Consider the following 21,867-nt stretch of genomic DNA (forward strand, 5'->3'; position numbering starts at 1 on the left):
TCCTATAAGGGTCTACCCTATGTGGCTTTTGGTTCTCGCATATCTGGGCGGCGTGCTGACGATTGTCAGTCCCTGCATCCTGCCGGTTCTGCCTTTTGTCTTCGCTCGCACCGGGCAGCCGTTTTTGCGCAGTGGCTTGCCGCTGCTGCTGGGGATGGCGATGACCTTCGCCCTGGTCGCCTCGCTCGCGGCGGTGGGCGGCGGCTGGGTGGTGCAAGTCAATCAGTACGGTCGCTGGCTCGCGTTGCTGTTTGTTGCGCTATTCGGGCTGACGCTGCTGCTGCCAAGCCTGTCCGAGCGCCTGACCCGGCCGCTGGTGGCCGCGGGCAGTCGCCTGTCGGAAGCCGCCGGGGCCGATTCGCGGCCGCGTCCGGGCGCATCGTTCCTGATCGGCGTGGCCACCGGGCTGCTGTGGGCGCCGTGCGCCGGGCCCATCCTCGGGCTGGTGCTGACGGGCGCCGCGCTGCAGGGCGCCAGTATCGGCACTACCTTGCTCTTGCTGGCCTACGCGGCAGGGGCTGCCACCTCCCTGGCCTTGGCGCTGCTGGTCGGCGGTAAAGTCTTCGGTTTCATGAAGCGTTCGCTGGGCGCTGGTGAATGGCTGCGTCGTGGGCTCGGCGCCCTGATGTTGGCCGGTGTGGCGGCCATCGCCCTGGGCCTGGACACCGGCATCCTGGCGCGCCTGTCGACGGCGTCAACCGGTGGCCTGGAACAAAGCCTGGTGGAAAAACTCAGCGCCAAGCCTGAACAGAAGAGCGGGGCGATGATGGCCGGCGGCGCGATGATGGCCGCCAACCACAGTGACACGCTGCCAGTGGAAGGCCAGTTGCCGCCGCTGGACGGTGCCGTGCAATGGCTCAACTCCGAGCCACTGACTGCCGAGGCGTTGAAAGGCAAGGTGGTGCTGGTGGATTTCTGGACCTACTCCTGCATCAACTGCCTGCGCACCTTGCCGTACGTCAAGGCCTGGGCCGAGAAATACCGCGACCAGGGCCTGGTGGTGATCGGTGTGCACGCTCCGGAATTCGCCTTCGAACGCGACGTGAACAACGTCACCAAGGCCATGAAGGACCTGGGCATCACTTACCCGGTGGCCATCGACAACAACTACAAGATCTGGCGCGCCTTCAACAACCAGTACTGGCCGGCGCATTACTTTGCCGATGCCAAGGGCCAGATCCGCTATCACCATTTTGGCGAGGGTGACTACGCCGAGTCCGAACGAGTGATCCAGCAACTGCTGCGTGAGGCGGGCGCTACCAAGGTGGCGGGCGGCTTGATCGAAGCCGATGCCAAGGGCATCCAGGCCGCACCGGACATGAACGAAGTGCAGTCGCCGGAAACCTACCTGGGCTTCCAGCGCGCCGAGAACTTCGTGACCACCGGCACCCTGGGCACCGACAAGGTGGTGAACTACCCGGCAGCCGGCAACCTGGCCTTGAACAACTGGACCCTGGAGGGCCCATGGAACGTCGGCGGCCAGCAAGCCACCCTCGCAGCGGCCAACGGCAAGATCGTCTACCGCTTCCACGCCCGTGACCTGCACCTGGTGCTGGGCCCGGGCGCCGACGGCAAGCCGGTGCGCTTCAAGGTCAGCATCGACGGCCAGGCGCCGGGGGATGCCCACGGCACCGACGTCGCACCGGATGGCAGCGGCACCGTGACCGAACAACGCCTGTATCAACTGGTGCGCCAGCCGGGCGCGGTAAAGGACCGGACCTTCACCATCGAGTTCCTGGACCCGCAAGTGGCGGCCTATGCCTTCACCTTCGGCTAACCCATAGCGAAATTTGGCATGGTTAACCCGATCATGTAGGAGCTGGCTTGCCTGCGATAGCGATGTTGAATTCACCACCTCAATCGCAGGCAAGCCAGCTCCCACAGTTGACCGCATTTATCCTGATGTTTCGGAGTGACTGAGATGAAACTGCTTAAGTACTTACCGGCCCTGGCGTTCGCCGCCTTTGTCGGCCACAGCTCGGCGTTCTCCTTCGGCCCGTCCGACGACGCCGTGGCCATCGCGCCGCCGGCCATGGACCTGCCGGCAGACGCGAACAACCTGCAAACCGCGGTCTTCGCCGGCGGCTGCTTCTGGGGCGTGCAGGGTGTGTTCCAGCATGTACAAGGGGTGAAAAACGCCGTCTCCGGCTATGACGGCGGCGCGGCGAGCACCGCGCAGTACGAAAGCGTCAGCGGCGGCGACACCGGCCACGCCGAGTCCGTCGCCGTGACCTACGACCCGAGCAAGGTCAGCTACGGCAAGCTGCTGCAGATCTACTTCTCGGTCGCCCACAACCCCACGGAACTCAACCGCCAGGGCCCGGACAGCGGCACCCAGTACCGCTCGGCGATCTTTGCCCAGAACGCCGAACAGCAAAAAGTCGCCCAGGCCTACATCGCCCAGCTCGACGCCGCGAAAGCCTTCGACAAGCCGATCGTGACCAAGATCGAGATGGGCAAAGCCTTCTACCCGGCGGAGTCCTATCACCAGGACTTCCTGACCGAAAACCCGTCGTACCCCTACATCGTGATCAACGACCTGCCAAAGGTGGCCCAGCTGAAAAAATTGTTCCCTGAGCAGTACCGCGCAGAACCGGTACTGGTGAAAAACCAGTAGACCTATGATCGTTCCCACTCTCGACGATCGACGATCGTTCCCACGCTCTGCGTGGGAACGCCGCCAGGGCGCTCTGCGTCCGCTCTTGAAGTCGTGACGCGGAGCGTCACCGGATTCATTCCCACGCGGAGCGTGGGAACGATCAGCGTGGGAACGATTATCAGACGACTTCAAGGTAGGAGCTATGAATCGCCCGCGCCAACTCCCGCACGGTGTCGATAAAATCCGTCAACCGGCTATGCAGCCCATCCTCCAGAATCTCATCAATCCCCGTATACCTCAGCCGCGCCTCAAACTCCGCCGCCAAACGCTGGGCCGTACGCCCATAACTCCCCGGCAGGTCCGCCAGGATATGGCTCAACTCCTCGATACACGCATGCAACGAGCGCGGCACATCACTGCGCAACAGCAACAACTCCGACACCGACCGCGCATTCAGCGCATTCGGGTACAGCTCGGTATACGCCTCAAACGACGACAGCGCCCGCAACAACGCGCTCCACTGGTAATACCCGCGTGCCGAAAGGTCGCTGACTTCCTCGGACTCTTCCCCAAACATTTCATACCGCGCGTCCAGCAACCGCAACGTGTTATCCGCCCGCTCGACAAACGTCCCCAGCCGAATAAACCGATACGCATCGTTACGCATGATCGTCCCGGACGTCGCCCCACGAAACAGGTGCGAGCGCTGCTTCACCCAGTCACAAAAGTGGCTGATGCCATGCCGCGCCAACCCGCCGGCCGCAATACTGCGCATCTCCAGCCAAGTGGCGTTGAGGTTTTCCCACATATCAGCCGTGATCCGCCCCCGTACCGCATGGGCATTACCCCGTGCAGCCCGCAGGCAATTGTAGATACTGGCGGGGTTTTCCTCGTCGAGGGCGAAGAAGTGCAGCATGCGCTCGGCGTCCAGTTGCTGATGGCGCTCAAGGTAACTGTCCAGGGTGCCGCTGCTGAGCAGCGACATGGCCAACTCGTCCAGCCCGTCACTGCGCCCGGCCTGGGGCATCAACGACAGCGAATAACTGACTTCCAGCATGCGCGCCAGGTTCTCGGCACGCTCCAGGTAACGGGACATCCAATACAGATCTGCGGCGGTTCTACTCAGCATACTCAGCCCTCCACCACCCAGGTGTCCTTGGTTCCGCCGCCTTGCGACGAGTTGACGATCAATGAGCCTTCGCGCAGCGCCACGCGGGTCAAGCCACCGGGCACCAGGCGGGTTTCCTTGCCCGAGAGCACGAACGGTCGCAGGTCGATATGCCGCGGCGCGATGCCGTTTTCGACAAATGTCGGGCAAGTGGACAGGCTCAAGGTCGGTTGGGCGATGTAGGCGTGAGGGCGGGCCTTGATACGCTGGCGGAAGTCCTCGATCTCGGCCGCGCTGGACGCCGGGCCCACCAGCATGCCGTAGCCGCCGGAACCCTGGGTTTCCTTGACCACCAGTTCCGGCAGGTGCGCCAGTACGTGGGACAGCTCATCCGGCTTGCGGCACTGGAACGTCGGCACGTTTTGCAGGACCGGCTCTTCATCCAGGTAGAACCGGATCATTTCCGGCACGTACGGGTAGATCGACTTGTCGTCCGCCACGCCGGTGCCTATCGCATTCGCCAGCACTACGTTGCCCGCGCAGTACGCCGCGACCAGGCCGGGCACGCCGAGCATCGAATCGGGGTTGAAAGCCTGCGGATCGAGGAAGGCATCGTCGATGCGGCGGTAGATCACATCCACGGCCTTGGGGCCGTCGGTGGTACGCATGAACACCTTGAGGTCGTGCACGAACAGGTCGGCGCCTTCCACCAGCTCCACGCCCATTTCCCGGGCCAGGAATGCATGCTCGAAGAACGCGCTGTTAAACCGGCCCGGCGTCAGCACCACCACATTCGGGTTGTCCAGGCGGCTGGAGCTTTTCAGGGTCTTGAGCAGCAGGTTGGGATAGTGGTCCACCGGGGCGATGCGTTGCTTGGCGAACACCTCGGGGAACAGGCGCATCATCATCTTGCGGTCTTCGAGCATGTAGCTCACGCCGCTGGGGGTACGCAGGTTGTCTTCGAGCACGTAGTAGGTGCCGTCGCCATCGCGCACCAGGTCGACCCCGGAGATGTGCGAGTAGATATCGCGGTGCAGGTCCAGGCCGACCATGGCTTTCTGGTATCCCTCGTTGCCCAGCACCTGATCGGCGGGAATGATCCCGGCCTTGATGATGCGTTGGTCGTGGTAGATGTCGGCAAGGAACATGTTCAGCGCATTCACCCGCTGGATACAGCCACGCTCGATGACACTCCACTCACTGGCGGGGATGCTGCGGGGGATGATATCGAAGGGGATCAGGCGCTCGGTGTCTTGCTCGTCGCCATACAGGGTGAAGGTGATCCCCGCGCGGTGAAACAGCAGGTCGGCTTCACGGCGGCGCTGGGCCAGCAGTTCTGGCGGCGTGTTGGCCAGCCAGCGGGAGAATTCCTGATAATGCGCACGGCAAACGCCTTGTGCGTCATTCATTTCATCAAAGAAAGATCGAGCCATTCCAATTACCTTGTCAGTGCCGGGACTAACTGCGCTTTGGCACTGCCGCTTTAGAAAACGTATTTTTTTATGAGCCCGTGGCTGATGGTGCCAGCAGGCCTGGTCCTTACTTTCTTTTGGGGTGGGCTCTGGGTCGGGGGGTAACGATTGCTCCTGTATCCGGGCAGATAAAGGACTAAAGCAATGCCTGTGCCATCCACCTTGTGGCGAGGGAGCTTGCTCCCGCTGGGCTGCGCAGCGGCCCCAAAAAGGAATCAGACCGCTGCGCACCGGAGCGCTGTCCCGGTCCAGCGGCACCAAGCTCCCGCGCCACCGATGCGGCCCTATCGCCTCAAAACGGTGCACTGATTACTTGAACTTTGCACCAGCCCGGTTCTTCTAAACTGCTTCAAATGCCAGCACGGAGCACGGATGTGCCCAGAATCATCTCACCCGACACCCCGGAATCGAGCCTGACCGACCACAGCGAACACAACGCTAAGATTTTCGGTTCGCCCAAGGACCGTCTCGACTTTTACCGGCGTGAAATCCAGTACGAAACCAGCATCCTGGCCAACCGCACCGACGCCTACCTCACGGCTCAGTCATTCCTGGTGATCGCCTTCGTGTCCGGCATGGGCAACCTGAACCCCGAATGGGGCAAGCTGTTCACCCTGGTGGTGCCCGTGTTCCTGGCGACCCTGGGCATTCTCAGTTCCCTCAACGCCTGGCCGGGGATTCGGGCGGCCTACGAAATCATCGACCACTGGCATTACAAGCAGAGCGAACTGCTGCGCAGCGAGCCGGTGATGGGCCTGGCCTACGATGAGTCGCCACTGTTCAGTGAGATGGAGTCGTCCCACAAGGGCTATCGCAAGTCGCTGTTGTTCTCGATGCGCGCGCCCTGGCTGTTCATGGTGTTCTGGGTGATGCTGGGGGCCTACGCGTTTTACATCCAGGTGGACAATCCCGGCTCATAAGCAATTGGAACTTCACCGACCCGCACGGGACCTTACCTTTACGCAGTCTGCGTTTTCCAACAGAGGTGAGCCATGAGCACAGACAACGACCCGCAAACCAGCAACCGTAACGATCCCGCCATCGACCGCGGCGAACCGGCCCCCGGCACCGCGGCCGACGCGCCGAAAGACCCCAAGCCTGCCAGCGACCCCAAGGCCAAGGAAAACGACTACAGTCCAGATTTCAAGCCCGAGCGCGAGCCCAAGCCTGAAACCGATGCCGATATCGATACCCAAGGCGGTTAGAGGAGACGGTGATGTCAGTTGAAATAGACGAAGACGATGAACTCAATGACCCGGGCAACGAAGACCCGGGTTCATTGATGGATGATGCCGAAGTACCGCTTAACGACCTGGATGATGCCGCTGACGTCGGCAACACTGAAAACCAGGAGTAGACGTCATTGTTGTGCCTGGGCACGTCGTTCATACCACGCCAGCATCGGCTGCGTGCTGAGACCATGAACGACGATGCTCAGGGCAATGACTGACAGCGTCAGGTTCACCGCGACCGCACTGCTGGTGCCCACCAGCCCGTGGTTGATGGCATAGAACAGGTAGTAGATGCTGCCGATCCCGCGAATCCCGAACCAGCCCACCAGCCCGCGCTGATGGCGATTCAGCAAGCTGCCCCAGGGTATCGACAGCACGCTGAGGGGGCGAATCACGCAAAACAGCACCGCCCCCACCGCCAGCGCCCGCCAGTCCCAATGGCTGACCAGCACCACGCCCAGCAAGGTCACCAGGAACACTTCCATCGAACGCTCCACCAGCCCACCAAAGGCGAGCATGTCGCCCATCATCACCCCGGCGGCGATTTGCGTGTCCTGCAGTTGCCCGACATCGCCATGCAACGCATGCTCCGGCTCAACTTCCATGTGGCCAACCACCGGCTGTGCCAGATGTTCCGCCGGGGTTTGTGAGTTGCCGGTGGACTTGAACTCGGCCTGGCGCAGCCCCAGGCCGGCGGCAAATACCGACAGGAAGCCGTAGCCGCCGATGGCTTCGGCCACCACATAGGCGAGGGCGATCAGCGCCAGCGTCAGGTAGTCATTCGGTGACAGGGTGCTGTCGGCATTGGTGATACGCATCTTCAGGGTGACGCGACCGATGCCACGCCCCATCCAGTAGCCCACGAGCAACCCGGCAGGTACGGCCCAGAGCAGGTTTTTCAGCACCCAGCCGCCCAGCCAGTCACCGTCGAACCCGCCGTGCTGCATGAAAAACAGCGCAAAGATCACGAACGGGAAGGCCGTGCCGTCGTTCAAGCCTGCCTCACCGGAAAGACCGAAGCGCAGCGCGTCATAATCCTGCGCGTTATTGACCTGCACCAGGCCCGCGAGCACCGGGTCGGTGGGCGCAAGAATCGCCCCCACCAGCAGTGAAACCCCCCACGACAACCCCAGCAGCCAATGCAGCACCAGGCACGTCCCGAGGATGGTCAAGAGCATCACCGGCCCGGCCATGCCAAACGCAATGCGCCAGGTTCGGTGCTTGAGGGGCAGGCGCAGTTTCAGCCCGCTGACGAACAGCGAAAACAGCACCGCGACTTCTGTCAGGTGCTCCATCCAACTGGCCGAGGCCTTGATGTCCAGATGCAGCAGGTCCATGCCCAGCGGGCCGATACCCACGCCGAGCAACAGGCACACCGCCGAGGTGGTGACCGGCATCCAGCGCAGGTAGGAGGAGGTGAGGGCGAGGGTGAGCAACACCGCGCCCAGTACGGCCATCCATAGGATGAAGGTCATTGAATAGTCCCGGGCATGGTCTGTGTGAACGTTTGAGGTTTGCCGGGAGAGAGAGGTTCAAAAAACGCGCATTGCCTGCTCGGGCAATCCGCGGTTTGTCAGGTCGCCAGGCGTGTTACGTTGGCATTGAGGGTGCTGTTTGGGGTGAAGGAGAAGGTGAACCCCGAGTCGAGAAACTTTTGCAGCCCGTCATTATCAAGACTGAATACCGTTGCACCGACCGATTGATCAAGAGTGCCAGTGGCATCGAACATGGCTTTGTCCAGGCCGGCTTGGTTGGTGTTGTAGATATAGAGCTTTCCATCACTGCTCTTTTGAATATAGGCGGTGTGTACGATATTGCCGTCTGCTTTATTGCTCATGAAGTTGATAACGCCTGATTCGGTAATGTCCGCGGGCCTGAATACGGCGCTGGTATTCTCGACAGTAATATCCATCAGATCCTTGTAGCGTTGCGTGTAATTGGAATCCCCGCTCCTGACCACACTGCCCAGCACGGCCTCGCGAGTTTTCAACGGGAGTGCATTGTCTGCCATCCCGACGAACATGGTTTTTTCGTAGCAGATTGTCCCGGTGTATCCCGTTTTGGCATGGAGCTTCTCCAGTTTGTCGCGAAGCGCTTCTACCGGCACGGCGTCAGCTTTGAAATTTTCCAGCGGCTCGCCAAAGGGCTGTCTGGTTTTCACATTCAAGGCGTGCCAATTACCGGTGGCGTCATCAAACTTCGCAAACACCTTGGCTTCTTCGGTCGCATTGGCCGCCTTGTAAGTGCCTTCGGCAATGCCGGGCTTTTTCGCCAGTGACGTCAGGTCGACACTGCGCAAGGCGCCACGCAGATGATTGACGCCGTTACGTCCAGCGGTCAGCGTGGTGCGCCCCAGCTTCAATGCACTCCGGGCCAGATCATCAGCCCCGCTCAACGGATTGAAACTCCCCAGCGCCGCGCGCCCGACAATCTTCGCGCCCTGGGCGAACTTGCTGAAAGCCGATGCGCCGGCGGCCACGGCCTTGGCCCCCCTGGCTGCCGCACCGAGGCCCACGGCAAACCCAAATATATCCAGGGCCAGGTCGCCGACACCTTCGCCGATGTTGCCGTTTTGAAAGTTGACGATTGCCGACCTCAAGGGGATCAGGTTGAGGAGGAATTCATTGACTTTCTTGTAAAAGGGAACCTCGGTATCAAGCGTGGTGACCCCCTCGGCCTCTTTTTTGAATGACCGGATATCAACATCCGTCACCATGGCATCGGCAATATAAGACGTTCGGGCACTGCCAAAGCTCTTGGGGTTGGCGTCCTGGATTTTTTCATCCGTCAACCCGGGTGCGTACTCGCCCGAAGGTATGACTTCTTCCAGGTCTTTATGGTAATGGGTGTGGTTGGAAGGTTGTTTGCCTGCCGTGAAGTCACCCAGGTCCGTACGCTCGGTAATCTTCGCGGTCCTGAGATTGATTTCGTAGGTGTGCACCTGGTTTTTGCGCCTGGTTTTCACCAGCAGGCAATTGTCTTCGGGCACCCGCTTGCGGGTTTCCTTGCCAAAGTTGTCCTTATCGACGTCGACTTCCCTGACCACTGTGATTTCGCCGTATTCCAGGTTTTTACGGTCCTCTTCAGGGAGCCGCGAAACCATCCACTTCACCTGGGCCGCGACGCTTTTTTCGATGCCGTCGGCGTATTCCCCGAACGCGTCCTGGAACACGTTCGGCATACTTGGCAGGTCTTTGGTTTTTTCCAGCACCTCGCTGAGGTTCAACGTACTGGATGAGGTCACCCACTGATTGTCAGCGGGGGGCGGGGGCCCAATTCCAAGTACCCCTACGGCCGGTGGTTCTTCGACGCCAGGTCGATGGTGAAGCGCGTCCTTCATATACAAGTCGAGGATCGAATAAGGCCCCGGGAAATCGCTATGGGCGGGTTCCAGCGTGATGCTCTTGTCTTCCAGGGTTGCCGTATCCATGCCTGGCAGGGCTTTGCGCAACTGCTCCAGGGCCATTTCCTTGCGTAATGGCATCGGCATGCTCTGTGTTTGACTGGCCGCGCTCAGCTCGGTGATCTGCGCATCGAATGCATCGCGTACATCATTCATTTGGCCTTCGGTCACCGGATACGGCATACCGTTCGCGCTTCCCCAATCCTTGAGCGCCTCTTGCTGGGCGGCATATTCGACATAACGCTCCTGGGCGGAGACCGGCGCGACCTCAGCGTGGAGCATGACCTGCCCATAGGACATCCCTGCGGTTGAACCCGGAGACTGCGCTTCGATGCGTTCTACCGCGGTGACAAAACTGACCCAACTATGGGAACCGGGGGTGACCTGGTCCGGGATGTCTTTAACCAGGAACTCCGGAGCGCGGGTGGAGAGCAGCAGATGCGCTTGTAGCGCCGCTGCCTCGGGTGACGATGCCTTGCCGGTGCTGACAAGATGTTCGGCCAACCGGCTGACGATACCGGATGCGGGTTTGCCCCAGGTACTGTTCCCGGTCACGGCAAAACCGGCGATGTGATGCCTGGACCTGGGGTCTGTCGCGCGGAACGAGTTGTCATTGTCCACACTCATGGCTGCCAACAGCCAATCAGTGGCACTGCCTTTGATGGACTGCGCGTCAAATTTTGCCTGGAGGGCCTCGCCCAACGCCTTGCCCTTGGGGGAGCGGATCAGCGAGTCGAGCACCCGCTGCGGGTCAGCCAGCTCGGAAGGCGTGAACGACTTGCCCTGCATGAGGTATTCCACTACGTTCCTGGCGCCGTTCAAATCAACGTCGCCGATCTTGCCGCGGCGCAGGTCGGACCGCAGCTGATTCGCCGCCTCGGGCGCAAGCGGGGGCTGCCATTCCAGCGCACCGCCATAATTGCCATGGAGCGGCGTCTGGAGTTCAGGCCTGAGCAGATAATTCGTCAGGTTCTCCACCTCCTCGGGCGTGGTTGGCACGTCCCAGCCATTGATCTCAAGGAATTCCTTGAGGCTAATGGTGCTCCCTGAGTCGGTGCTCCCGACCTGGCGGTAAGCGCTGTCGGGGTGAAGCTCGACTTTATTCTTTTGCAGGTAGTCGAGAACGTCACCGCTCCCAATGCTGCCCGATCGAATCCGCTCAAGCAGGTAATTGAGTTCACGCCCCACGGTGTTCAGCGTCTGGGTATTGCCCACCAGGGCTTTCTGGCGCTCAACCTCATCCTCACCACGGGTTTCGTGCAGGTCCGCAAAACGCGGGCCGCTCACGCCGGTAAAAGCCTTGTCGCGCGCCAACTCATCTGCACGCTCGTGGGCATGATCCGGCAGGATATGTTCTTGCTCTTTGTAGAATTGGCTCACCAACCACAGGGGGGCACTGTTGCTGTTTTGGGAGAGCGGCGGTTTGAAGGGGATCGGGTTACCGTCGCCGATAACGCGTGCGGCGTCCCTGACCTGTGCGCCCACCTGCGCCCAGCCTTTGTCATCGGGGCCGTTGGGTTGCGCGGCGGCGGAGGGCCTGCGCTGGTAGGTGATCTTCCCGGTATTGGGGTCAATCATCACTGAATTGGGGTTTATCCCGTTTTCCCTCATCCAGTCACGGACTTGCGGGGACTCCATGGCACGCCCCAACTGCGACCACCACTGCCCGAACGTTGAGTTCGGCGGAATGTTCTCGACCATGATCGTGTCATCATGGCCGTCGCCCTTGACCTGACGCAGCGCGCTGGCTACCTGGCCTGCCAGTTCACCGTCGGCATCGGCACGCGGGCTGGGGATCCTGGTCCCGGGGGAGCCTGGCGCGGCATTTTCCGGCGCTGCGGCCTGGAGCCGCGCCGGGGGAAGCGGCTTGTCAGGTGCGTTCAAAGGAATGAAAGAAGCCGTAGCCTGAGTAGGAGCAATTGTCATAGGAGGGGGATCCGGTAATTTATCGAGTACACCCAAGCAGCGCTTCGCTCCAGCGGGTGTAACTCTTCGTACCCGATGCCCCCTCAGCGATTCCATCCCACTGGCATGCAGTTTGATACGGCGTTTTACGCGCCCATGCTAAGGGCGCGCCGCGGTCCTCAGCCGAATCATGTCGATCAGCTGGCGCAATCCCGGCTGCGACTGACGCCGGCTGGGGTAGTACATGCACAGCGGCGCGCCGATGCAGGCCCAGTCGGGCAGCACTTCTACCAGGCGCCCGTCGGCCAGTTCCGCCAGCACGCGATTCTCCAGGCAGTAGGCGATACCCACGCCTTGCAGGGCCGCATCAACGATGGTCTGGGTGTCGGCCGCGCTGAAGTGGCCGGGCACATCGAGCCGCTGCTGGCGTACGCCATTGCCCAGTTCCCATTTGTAGGTGGTCTTGTCGCCCAGGTACATGCGTACACAGGAGTGCGTGAGCAAGTCCCTGGGCACTGCAGGTGTCCCTGCCTGTGCGAGGTAGGCCGGGGAGGCGACCATGATCCAGCGCAGCTCGCCGGTCAGCGGCACGGCCACCATGTCCTGGGGCACCGTGGCGCCATAGCGGATCCCTGCGTCGTAGCCCTCTGCGACGATGTCGAGCATGCGGTCCTCGATCATCACGTCCAGGCGCAGTTGCGGGTAGGTGCGGGTGAACTCGCCGAGCACCGGCGAAATCAGCAGCACCGCGGCATCCCGGGGTACGTTCAGGCGCAGGCGGCCAATCGGCGCCTCGCGGTACAGTTCGAGGGTGTCGAGGCCGTCCTGGATCGTCGCAAAGCCGGCACTGAGTTTTTCCGCCAGTACCACGCCGGCATCGGTAGGCTCTACGGCGCGGCTGGTGCGATACAGCAACTTGACCCCCAGGCGCGTTTCCAGGTTGCGCATGGTGTGGCTCAGGGCCGAGGTGGTGACGCCAAGTTCATTGGCGGCATGCCGGAAACTGCGGCGACGGATGATCGCCATGAAGACATTCAGGTCGGCCAACTCGGAGCGATTGAACGCAGCCATATCAAGCACCTTTTATGGGGTTTGGGTTGCACGCGGCGTTGAGCCCGATTCAACCACGGATGATCTAGAGTAATCGTTTTTTTACTGATTGTTTCTGGCGGAGGCTTTTTCATGAGTATCGAAACCATCAAGATCCCGGGCATCGACAAGGCCGTCTCGCGGATTGCCCTGGGCACCTGGTCCATGGGTGGCTCGATGTGGGGCGGCGCCGATAATGAGGTCTCGGTCAAGACCATTCGCCATGCGCTGGCCAGCGGCATCAACTTTATCGACAGTGCGCCGGTCTACGGCCTTGGGCTGTCGGAAGAACTGATCGGCCGGGCCCTGCGCGGTGTACGCCACACGGCGGTGATCGCCACCAAGGCCGGGTTGCAATGGGACGACGGCACGGTGCGCCGCAATGCCACGGCCCGACGTATCCGCAAGGAAATCGAAGACTCACTGCTGCGCCTCGAAACCGACTACATCGACCTCTACCAGATTCACTGGCCCGACCCGTTGGTAGCCCAGGAGGAAACCGCCGGCGAGCTGGAAAAACTGCGCCGTGAAGGCAAGATCCTTGCCGTGGGGGTGAGCAATTATTCGCCTGCGCAAATGGACGATTTCCGCCAGTACACGCACCTGGACACCGTGCAGCCGCCCTACAACCTGTTTGAGCGGGCGATCGACAGCGATATCCTGCCGTACGCCAAGCAAAATTCACTGGTGGTTTTGGCTTACGGTTCGCTGTGCCGGGGTTTGTTGAGCGGCAGCATGCACGCGGCCACGGGTTTTACCGGGGATGACGTGCGCAAGCTCGACCCGAAATTCAAGGCGCCACGCTTTGAGCAGTACCTGGCGGCGGTCGCGGCATTGGACGTGTACGCTCGCGAATGCCACGGCAAGTCTGTGCTGGCCCTGGCGTTGCGCTGGGTGCTGGACCAGGGCCCCACGGTTGCACTGTGGGGCGCCCGCCGGCCGGAGCAGCTCAAAGGCGTTGAAGATGCGTTCGGCTGGCAGCTCACGGCCGACGACCTGCAACATATCGACCGTATTCTGGCCAGCACGATAAAAGACCCGGTAGGGCCGGAATTCATGGCCCCGGCCCAGCGTTAACCTTTGCGACAGGGATGTCTTGCAGCTTGCAAAACAACACAAGACATTCCTTTGGCGTTGAGGTTTTTGGCATGAAGCGCGGTCCCTTGTTCAAGATCATGGGTGGTTTGCTGTGTGTGGTGGCGGTGGCAGCCGCCTGGAAATGGCGCGGCAATCCCGATGTGCTGTGGCAGATCGTCAGCCGTCAATGCGTGCCCGACCAGAACCAGCACCAGAATCCGCGCCCCTGCCTCGAGGTTGATCCGGACAAGGGGTTCGCGCTGCTCAAGGACCTCAACGGCCCGTACCAGGACTTACTGATCCCCACCGATAAAGTCACCGGAATCGAAGACGTCGCGCTGGCCCGGGACTTGTTGCCGCATTACTTTGCCCAGGCGTGGAAACACCACGATGTACTCTCGGCCGGCCTGCAAACACCGATTGCCGACCGTTATGTATCCCTGGCGATCAACTCGCGGTATGGCCGCACGCAAAACCAGTTGCACATTCATATCGCCTGCCTGCGCCCCGACATTTTCAACACCCTCAATGAACGCGCGGCAACCCTCGACGAGCACTGGCAAATCCTGCCGGTAAAACTGCAGGGGCATACCTACAGTGCCCGTACGTTGTCGGCGGTGGAATTCGACCTGCGCGACCCATTGGCCATCCTGAATGACTACGTGCAGGCCCAGGGCGACGCCATGGCCAGTTACAGCTTGCTGTTGGCACCGGCGGCGAACGGCAACTTCGTACTGTTGACCACGCGGTTGACGCTCAAGGAATGGAACCTGGCCTCCGCCGAAGAACTGCAGGACCGCCAGTGCAACCTGATGGACAAACCACCACAACGACCTGTTTTAGCTGTTAACGACATCCGGTGAAGTTTGCCGTTGAACGAGTGTTCAGTTTCAATTATGTTGGCTGCACCCCCTGCCTGGTAACAGGCGGGCTTGCGCTTTTTCTGATTGAACGAGAGGCACTGGCATGCGGTTTTCACCTTTTGTCGAGCGAATTGCAGGGCAGGGCGTAGCCGCCTGGGACATCCACCACGCTGCCTTCCAGGCCAGCAGCAAAGGCGAAGACATCATCATCCTGAGTGTGGGCGATCCGGATTTCGCCACACCCTCGTTCATCACCGACGCCGCCGTCGAGGCCCTGCGCCAGGGCGACACCCACTACACCGAAATCCCCGGCCGCCCGGCACTGCGCGATGCCATCGCCGCGCGCTACAGCCAGTCCCTGGCTCGCCCGCTCAACGCTGAAAACGTCATCACCGTGGCCGGTGCGCAGAACGCCTTGTTCGTCACCTCGCTGTGCCTGTTGCAGGGCGGTGATGAAGTGATCGTGCTCGACCCGATGTACGTCACCTACGAAGCGACCCTCAAGGCCAGCGGCGCAACGCTGGTGCGGGTGCCGTGTTCCGCCGACTCGGGCTTTCGCCTCGACCCGGCACTGCTGGCTGCCGCCATTACGCCTCGCACCCGGGCGATCTTCTTCTCCAACCCCAACAATCCCACCGGCGTTGTCCTCAACCCTCAGGAATTGCAGGTGATCGCCGACCTGGCGATCGAGCATGAACTGTGGGTAGTGGTGGACGAGGTCTACGAAAGCCTGGTGTTCGATGGCGACTACCATAGCCTGGCCGCGTTGCCGGGCATGGCCGATCGCTGCATCGTGATCGGCAGCCTGTCCAAGTCCCATGCCATGACCGGCTGGCGCATCGGCTGGATCGTCGCCGCGCCTGCGATGGTGGCCCACGCGGAAACCCTGGTATTGAGCATGCTCTACGGCTTGCCGGGGTTCGTGATGGAGGCCGCGACCGCCGCCGTGCTGGCCCACGATGAAGTCACCCAGGGCATGCGCGAAACCTACCGCCGCCGCCGCGACCTGGTGGTAGCAGGCCTCGGCGGTTGCCCGGGCATTCACGTGCGGGCCCCGCAGGCAGGCATGTTCGTGTTGGTGGATGTGCGGGACACCGGCCTCGGCTCCCTGGATTTCGCCTGGCGGCTGTTCCGCGAAGCAGGGGTTTCCGTGCTGGATGCCGCGGCCTTCGGCGAGCCGGCCCAGGGTTTTGTGCGGCTGTCGTTTACCCTGGGTGAAGCGCGACTGGCCGAAGCCTGTGAACGTATCAGCCGCTTCGTCGCCAAGCTCGCCGGAGAACCGCGAATCGAGCCTGCGGCGAAAATCATCAGCGTACAGCCGGTGGCTGCGAAGAAGATGATCGAGGTGCTCGACCTGCATAAACGCTTTGGCAATATCGAGGTGCTCAAGGGCATCTCCCTGACCGCCCACGAAGGCGAGGTGATCTCGCTGATCGGCGCCAGCGGCTCGGGCAAAAGTACCTTGCTGCGCTGCATCAACATGCTCGAAGTGCCGGACCAGGGCAGCATCCACGTCGACGGTGAAAGCATCAAGCTCAACTACGGCCGGCCCGGCTCACCGCTGGTGGCCGACGCCAGGCAACTGGTGCGGATTCGCTCGACACTCGGCATGGTGTTCCAGAACTTCAACCTGTGGCCCCATCGCACTGTGCTGGAGAACCTGATCGAAGCGCCGATCCAGGTGCTGCGCGAAAGCCGGGCCGAAGCCATCGAGCGCGCCGAAGCCTTGCTCGACCGGGTTGGCCTGGCCGCCAAGCGCAATGAATACCCGGCGTTCCTCTCCGGCGGCCAGCAGCAGCGGGTGGCCATCGCCCGAGCCCTGGCCATGCGCCCCAAAGTCATGCTGTTCGACGAACCCACCTCGGCCCTCGACCCGGAGCTGGTGGGCGAAGTCCTGCGGGTGATTCGCTCCCTGGCCGAAGAGGGCCGCACCATGATCCTGGTGACCCATGAAATGGCGTTCGCCCGGGATGTGTCATCCAAAGTCGCGTTTTTGCATCAAGGCCTGATCGAGGAAACCGGCTCGCCGGACTCGGTGTTTATCGACCCACGCAGTGAACGTTGCCGGCAGTTCGTCAACGCGCATCAAACTCGCTAACTCCAAAAAAAGACGGGGCAAGATCATGAAATCCAAACGATTGGCAAAGTGGTTGAGCAGTGCTGTGTTGATGCTGGCGGCAGGTACTGCGTTGGCGGCGGAGAAACCCATTGTGTTCGCGGTGGCGGCAGAACCCTACCCACCGTTCACGGTGAAGGGCGGCAATGGTGAGTGGACGGGCTTTGAAGTCGACCTGATCCATAAGCTCTGCGGCTTGATGAAGGCTGAGTGCCAGATCAAGGAAGTGGCCTGGGACGGGATTATTCCGTCACTGCTGGCGAAGAAAATCGACGTGATTTTCTCCTCGATGTCGGTCACCGAAGAGCGCGAAAAACAGATCGCCTTCAGCCGCGCCTACTACGATTCGCTGCTGGGCATTGCCGGCCCCAAGGGCACCACGGTCGAAGTCTCGCCGGCAGGGCTGAAGGGCAAGATCATCGGCGTGCAGATCTCTACGGTCAGCGCCAACTACCTGAAGAAGTACTACGAGAACATTGCTGACCTGAAGTACTACGACACCCAGGAATCGGCCAACGCCGACCTGATTGCCGGGCGCACCGACCTGATGATGGCCGACGGCGTCGCCATCGCCATGATGGTCAAGACCCCTGAGGCCCAGGGCCTGGCCGAAATCGCCGAAGTGCCTTATGACCCGATCATCGGCCGCGGCGTGGGGGCTGGCCTGCGCAAGGAAGACACCGAACTCAAGGCCCGGCTCGACAAGGCCATCGGTGAGTTGCTGGTGAGCAAGGACTACGCCGACCTGTCCCAGAGCGTGTTTGGGGTATCGGTCAGCCCGTGCAAACGCGCCGACACCCCGGCGTACGTCAGCAAGGTATGTGACAGCCCCTACACAAACTAATCCGGTAGAAAGAGAGTGCTTGTGGCGAGGGAGCTTGCTCCCGCTGGGGTGCGAAGCGCCCCCAAACAATGGGCCTGCTACGCAGTCCAGCGGGAGCAAGCTCCCTCGCCACAGCAAGCTCCCTCGTCACAGGGTCATTGCGTGTCATCGAAATAGGGAGCAGCGATGTTCGATCTACTCAACTTCAGCGAACAAGGCTGGGGCAATGCACTGCTCAAAGGGCTTTGGATGACCCTGCAGATCTCCGCCGGCTCGTTTGCGGTGGGGCTGCTGATCGGCCTGGTGGTGGCCTGCGCCAAGCTCAGTGCACCGCGCCCGATAGCCATGCTGATGCGCGGCTACACCACGGTGTTTCGCGCGGTGCCCGAGTTGCTGCTGATCCTGCTGCTGTATTACGCAGGCTCGATGGGCCTCAACGCATTGATGCTGTGGCTGGGGTTTGCGCAGTTCAACATCAGCGGCCCGCTGGTAGCGGTCCTGGTACTGGGGCTGGTGCAAGGCGCGTACGCCTCGGAGATTTTCCGCGCGGCGATCCTCGCAATTCCCCATGGCCAGATCGAAGCGGCGCGGGCGTTTGGCTTGAGCGGCTTTGGCCTGTTCCGTCGGGTGACCCTGCCGATCATGGCGCCATACGCCCTGGCGGGGATGTCCAACCTGTGGATCAATCTGATCAAGGACAGCGCGCTGATCAGCGTAGTGGGCACCAACGAGCTGCTGTACACCGCCAAACAGGCGGCGGGCTCGACCCGGCATTACCTGTTGTTCTACCTCACGGCCGCCGCCTTGTATTACCTGGTGACACTGGCCTCCAACTACCTGTCCGGGCGCCTGGAGCGACGTATTCGTCGCTGGATGCCGGTTGTCGAGTGAGCCGCACATGCCTGAGTGGATAAGTTATTACGCAGGACTGATCGCCAAGGGCTTGCAGACGACGCTGTCGCTGCTGGTGATCTCGGCAGTGCTCGGCTTCGCCCTGGCGGTGCTGGTAGCGCTGGCGCGGCTGTCCCGGCGCAAGTGGCTGGCCCGTTGCGCACTGGGCTACACCAGTGTGCTGCGGGGCACGCCGCTGCTGATCCAGATCTACATCTTCTATTACGGCCTGGGCAGCCTGTTTGCCCAGTTCCCGATGATTCGCGGGAGTTTCCTCTGGCCGTTCCTGCGGGACGGTTACTGGTACATCGTGTTCGCCCTGGTGTTGTCGGTGGGCGCGTACGTCGGTGAAGTGATTCGCGGCGGGCTGCTGGCCGTGCCCAAGGGTGAAATGGAAGCCGCCTCGGCGTTCGGCATGACGCCACGCCAGGCACTGTTGCGGGTGCGCCTGCCACGGGCCATGCGCCTGCTGCTGCCGACCCTGGCGGGGGAGACGGTGATGCTGCTCAAGTCCACGGCGCTGGCCTCGACCATTGCCGTGGTCGACCTGCTTGGCGCCGCCAACGTGGTACGCGCCCAGACCTTGCAGATCTACCAGCCGCTGCTGCTGGTGGCCGGGGTCTACCTGTGCCTGACCTTTTTGATTGAAGCCCTGTACGCGATTGCCGAGCGACGCGGCACACCGTTGCGCAGGTCTGCCGGATGAAAACCGATCGCTCGTTGCAAGGGATTGCCCTGTGCTCGCTGGCCTATGCGTTCCTGGCGCTGCAGGACGCCGGGATCAAATGGCTGGTGGCCGACTATTCAGTGTTCACCATCCTGTTCTGGCGCAGCCTGGTGGTGGTCGCCGCGTGCGTGATCGCCGGGCGAATGGGTTTGCTCAAGCGTGCCTGGCACTCGGTCAGCCGCAAGCTGTTGATCATCCGCGGCCTGCTGTCGCTGCTGGCCTGGCTGCTGTACTACACCGCCGCCAGAGACCTGACCCTGGCGGAAATGACCACGCTGTATTTTTCCGCACCGATCATGGTCACGTTGCTCGCGGCATTGATCCTCAAGGAGCGCGCCAGTCGCGGCCAGTGGATTTCGCTGATCATCGGCTTTGTCGGCGTGGTGATCGCCTGTCGCCCCAGCAACATGCTCGACCCATTGCCAATCGCCCTGACATTGGCGGCAGCACTGTGCTGGGCGTTTACCTATATCCAGTTGCGCCAGGTGGACGACAACACCTCGGTGCTGGAGCAGATGCTGATCACCAATGTGGTGTTTGTAATCTGCATGGCGCTGACGCTGCCCTGGACCCACACGCCATCGCCGACCCCGGCATGGCTGGGCATGCTCGGCGCGGGGCTGGTGGGCGGGATTGGCCAGTTCCTGCTGTTTGCGAGCTTCCGCCGGGCCACGGCGACGCTGCTAGCGCCGTTTGAATACACTGGTTTGATCTGGGCGTTCCTGCTGTCGAGCCTGGTCTGGGGCACGGTGATGGACGTGTCGCTGATTTTCGGTGCCGTGCTGATCGCCATCAGCGGCACCCTGGCCATGCTCAGCGCCCGGCACCCGGTGTCACAGGATGTGGTCGGCGCCGAATGCTCCGTGACGCAGCCCCTGTATCCAGCAACGGCAGATGTGCAGCCCGTTGGCGGGGCTGAAGGTGCCGGGGTTGAGGCACCACTCGAGCCAGAGTCCGTCGAGCATCGCCGATAAGCCGATGGCGGCCAGGCGCGTGTCGTGGATCACGAAGCCTTCGCTCTCGGCCAGGTCGTCGAGCAACTGGCGGATCAGTTCGAGGTAGGCGCGGTAGCTTTTTTCATGGGAGTCGTTCACGTGGTTCGAGTGGCGGATCAGGCTCCAGAACACCACCCAGACGCCCAACAGTTTCGGGTCCATGACCCGCGAGGAAAACGAGCCGGCGAGGAATGCATCGAGCCGCGCGGCAGGGCCCACGGCCTGGTCGACTTCCTGCCACAGGGCGGTGGTCAGTTCGCTGGCGAGTTTGTGGTAGGTCTCGGCGATCAGTGCATCGATGCTGCCGAAATGGTGATTCAGCAACCCCACCGAAACCCCGGCTTCAGCGGCGATGCGCCGCACGGAAATGCCGGCATGCCCGTCACGGGCGAGGCTGGTGAGGGTGGCGGCAATCAACAGGTCGCGACGGTCTTCGGCCACAGGCACATCCTCGGTGAAGATACATGGTTGAACGTGTGTTCAATATATACCTGCAGAACCAACAAGAGGAGGGCAACGGCATGGCAAAAGACCTTTCGTGGCAAGTCCCCGGGGATTCCGGGAACACCCTGCACATTGGCGCCTGGCGCTTCGAGGGTGACGGCGACGGCCCTCGGGTGCACCTGCAGGCCGGTGTGCATGCCGATGAAATCGCCGGGATGCTGGTGTTGCATCAACTGCTGCCGCGTTTGCAGGCCTGCCAGGATCAGGGCCGGCTCAAGGGCACGGTGACGGTGGTGCCCCAGGCCAACCCGTTTGGCATTGGCCAGTTTCGCCAGGGGCGGTTGTTGGGGCGGTTTCACGAAGCCACCGGGCAGAATTTCAACCGGGCGTTTGATCATTCATTGGCCATGGAGCGGCCGGCCAGCAACCTGGCGCAATGGCAGAAAAGCCTGGTGCAACTGGCCGCCGATGCTGACCTGGTGCTGGACCTGCACACCGATGATGAAGCCCTGCCATATCTCTACATCCACCGCAGCTTTTGGCCCGCGGGCCGGGCGCTTGCGGCGGCGTTGCAGGTGGATGTGGTGATTGTCTGGGACGAGGGCGGTGATGGGTCGTTTGAGGAGACCATCATTGATCACGGGAAGCCGCGGTTGGCGGCGACGATTGAATTGCGTGGGCAGGCGGATGTGAGTGATGCCCTGGCCGGGCAGGATGGTGATGGGATCTGGGCTTGGCTCTGCGCCAGCGGGGTGATTGATGAGGCGCCGGTGATTGCTCAATGGCGGGGGCAGGTGGTGGACATGGGCTGCATGGAGACCATCCTGGCACCGTGTGCCGGGGTGTTGGTGTTTGAAAAAGGTTTGGGTGAACAGGTGGAAGAGGGTGAGCGGTTTGCGCGGATTATTCGGCGGCCTGGGGATCCGGCTTCTGAGGTTGTGCTGCATGCGGCGCAAACCGGGCGGATGGTGACGGGGCATCGGGAGCGGCTGGTTTCACAGGGTTCGGTGGTGGCCAAGTTTACCGGGACGCGGTTGTCTGAGGGGTACAGCGGGGGGGTGTTGGATCCTTAGGCGGGAGTACATATCCGTTTCTTCGGTTATGGCTGGTATTGGTTCCGCTC

Annotated in this window: 18 protein-coding genes and 1 pseudogene; 13 read left to right on the forward strand and 6 right to left on the reverse strand. The window is 61.7% G+C overall.

Features of this window, described 5'->3' with window-relative positions:
- Positions 1–19: 19 nt before the first annotated feature.
- Entirely contained in the window at positions 20–1,777 is a 1,758-nt protein-coding gene (locus HX805_RS29060) for a cytochrome c biogenesis protein DipZ (RefSeq protein WP_087692313.1), read from the forward strand.
- 144 nt (positions 1,778–1,921) lie between these two features.
- Positions 1,922–2,617 carry a peptide-methionine (S)-S-oxide reductase MsrA gene (gene msrA, locus HX805_RS29065; RefSeq protein ID WP_008433754.1) on the forward strand — a complete coding sequence of 232 codons (696 nt, stop codon included), beginning with the start codon at positions 1,922–1,924 and terminating at the stop codon, positions 2,615–2,617.
- 160 nt (positions 2,618–2,777) lie between these two features.
- On the opposite strand, the gene HX805_RS29070 is transcribed toward msrA, so the two are convergent.
- Positions 2,778–3,728 carry an alpha-E domain-containing protein gene (locus HX805_RS29070; RefSeq protein ID WP_003217078.1) on the reverse strand — a complete coding sequence of 317 codons (951 nt, stop codon included), beginning with the start codon at positions 3,726–3,728 and terminating at the stop codon, positions 2,778–2,780.
- A gap of 2 nt (positions 3,729–3,730) precedes the next feature.
- Complete coding sequence (locus tag HX805_RS29075) at positions 3,731–5,140, reverse strand: circularly permuted type 2 ATP-grasp protein (RefSeq protein ID WP_003217076.1); 1,410 nt, start codon at positions 5,138–5,140, stop codon at positions 3,731–3,733.
- A 413-nt stretch (positions 5,141–5,553) separates the two neighbouring features.
- Here HX805_RS29075 and HX805_RS29080 point away from each other — a divergent pair, with 413 nt between their 5' ends.
- The 3 genes from HX805_RS29080 to HX805_RS29090 all read left to right on the forward strand — a co-directional run bounded on the left by HX805_RS29080 (position 5,554) and on the right by HX805_RS29090 (position 6,536).
- The gene (locus tag HX805_RS29080; protein WP_003217074.1) at positions 5,554–6,099 is read left to right on the forward strand and encodes a hypothetical protein; all 546 of its coding nucleotides are present in this window, start codon (positions 5,554–5,556) and stop codon (positions 6,097–6,099) included.
- A 72-nt stretch (positions 6,100–6,171) separates the two neighbouring features.
- Positions 6,172–6,384: a hypothetical protein gene (locus HX805_RS29085; RefSeq protein WP_003217072.1), complete on the forward strand. Its 213-nt coding sequence runs from the start codon at positions 6,172–6,174 to the stop codon at positions 6,382–6,384.
- A gap of 11 nt (positions 6,385–6,395) precedes the next feature.
- Complete coding sequence (locus HX805_RS29090) at positions 6,396–6,536, forward strand: hypothetical protein (RefSeq protein WP_003217070.1); 141 nt, start codon at positions 6,396–6,398, stop codon at positions 6,534–6,536.
- A 3-nt stretch (positions 6,537–6,539) separates the two neighbouring features.
- Here HX805_RS29090 and HX805_RS29095 read toward each other — a convergent pair whose 3' ends face one another.
- The 3 genes from HX805_RS29095 to HX805_RS29105 form a co-directional block, all read right to left on the reverse strand.
- Complete coding sequence (locus HX805_RS29095) at positions 6,540–7,886, reverse strand: sodium:proton antiporter (protein ID WP_177021707.1); 1,347 nt, start codon at positions 7,884–7,886, stop codon at positions 6,540–6,542.
- A 98-nt stretch (positions 7,887–7,984) separates the two neighbouring features.
- Positions 7,985–11,776 carry a hypothetical protein gene (locus HX805_RS29100; RefSeq protein ID WP_256348337.1) on the reverse strand — a complete coding sequence of 1,264 codons (3,792 nt, stop codon included), beginning with the start codon at positions 11,774–11,776 and terminating at the stop codon, positions 7,985–7,987.
- A 102-nt stretch (positions 11,777–11,878) separates the two neighbouring features.
- The gene (locus HX805_RS29105) at positions 11,879–12,790 is read right to left on the reverse strand and encodes a LysR family transcriptional regulator (protein WP_177117537.1); all 912 of its coding nucleotides are present in this window, start codon (positions 12,788–12,790) and stop codon (positions 11,879–11,881) included.
- Positions 12,791–12,901: 111 nt separating this feature from the next.
- Between HX805_RS29105 and HX805_RS29110 the strand changes: the two genes are divergently transcribed.
- The 7 genes from HX805_RS29110 to HX805_RS29140 all read left to right on the forward strand — a co-directional run bounded on the left by HX805_RS29110 (position 12,902) and on the right by HX805_RS29140 (position 20,279).
- Entirely contained in the window at positions 12,902–13,885 is a 984-nt protein-coding gene (locus HX805_RS29110) for an aldo/keto reductase (protein ID WP_003217060.1), read from the forward strand.
- 71 nt (positions 13,886–13,956) lie between these two features.
- Entirely contained in the window at positions 13,957–14,748 is a 792-nt protein-coding gene (locus tag HX805_RS29115) for a CDP-diacylglycerol diphosphatase (protein WP_008433742.1), read from the forward strand.
- A 103-nt stretch (positions 14,749–14,851) separates the two neighbouring features.
- Positions 14,852–16,846, forward strand: a complete 1,995-nt coding sequence (locus tag HX805_RS32530; RefSeq protein ID WP_177117538.1) for an aminotransferase class I/II-fold pyridoxal phosphate-dependent enzyme — start codon at positions 14,852–14,854, stop codon at positions 16,844–16,846.
- 25 nt (positions 16,847–16,871) lie between these two features.
- Positions 16,872–17,708, forward strand: coding sequence for a transporter substrate-binding domain-containing protein (locus tag HX805_RS29125; RefSeq protein WP_087692319.1), 837 nt, complete (start codon positions 16,872–16,874; stop codon positions 17,706–17,708).
- 165 nt (positions 17,709–17,873) lie between these two features.
- Positions 17,874–18,578 (forward strand): ABC transporter permease, encoded by a 705-nt coding sequence (locus tag HX805_RS29130; RefSeq protein WP_134326647.1) that lies wholly within the window; start codon positions 17,874–17,876, stop codon positions 18,576–18,578.
- Between the two features lie 7 nt (positions 18,579–18,585).
- Positions 18,586–19,284 carry an ABC transporter permease gene (locus tag HX805_RS29135; protein ID WP_003217050.1) on the forward strand — a complete coding sequence of 233 codons (699 nt, stop codon included), beginning with the start codon at positions 18,586–18,588 and terminating at the stop codon, positions 19,282–19,284.
- Complete coding sequence (locus tag HX805_RS29140; RefSeq protein WP_008433732.1) at positions 19,281–20,279, forward strand: DMT family transporter; 999 nt, start codon at positions 19,281–19,283, stop codon at positions 20,277–20,279. Before HX805_RS29135 ends, HX805_RS29140 begins: the two co-directional genes overlap by 4 nt.
- On the opposite strand, the pseudogene HX805_RS32495 reads toward HX805_RS29140, so the two are convergent.
- A pseudogene (locus tag HX805_RS32495) lies at positions 20,235–20,747 on the reverse strand (TetR family transcriptional regulator C-terminal domain-containing protein); the annotation flags it as partial. The gene HX805_RS29140 and the pseudogene HX805_RS32495 sit on opposite strands and share 45 nt — an antisense overlap.
- Positions 20,748–20,821: 74 nt before the next feature.
- Between HX805_RS32495 and HX805_RS29145 the strand changes: the two are divergent.
- Positions 20,822–21,817 carry a succinylglutamate desuccinylase/aspartoacylase family protein gene (locus HX805_RS29145; RefSeq protein WP_177117539.1) on the forward strand — a complete coding sequence of 332 codons (996 nt, stop codon included), beginning with the start codon at positions 20,822–20,824 and terminating at the stop codon, positions 21,815–21,817.
- Positions 21,818–21,867: the final 50 nt, after the last annotated feature.

The organism is Pseudomonas sp. G5001 (assembly GCF_013385475.1).
Lineage (GTDB): Bacteria > Pseudomonadota > Gammaproteobacteria > Pseudomonadales > Pseudomonadaceae > Aquipseudomonas.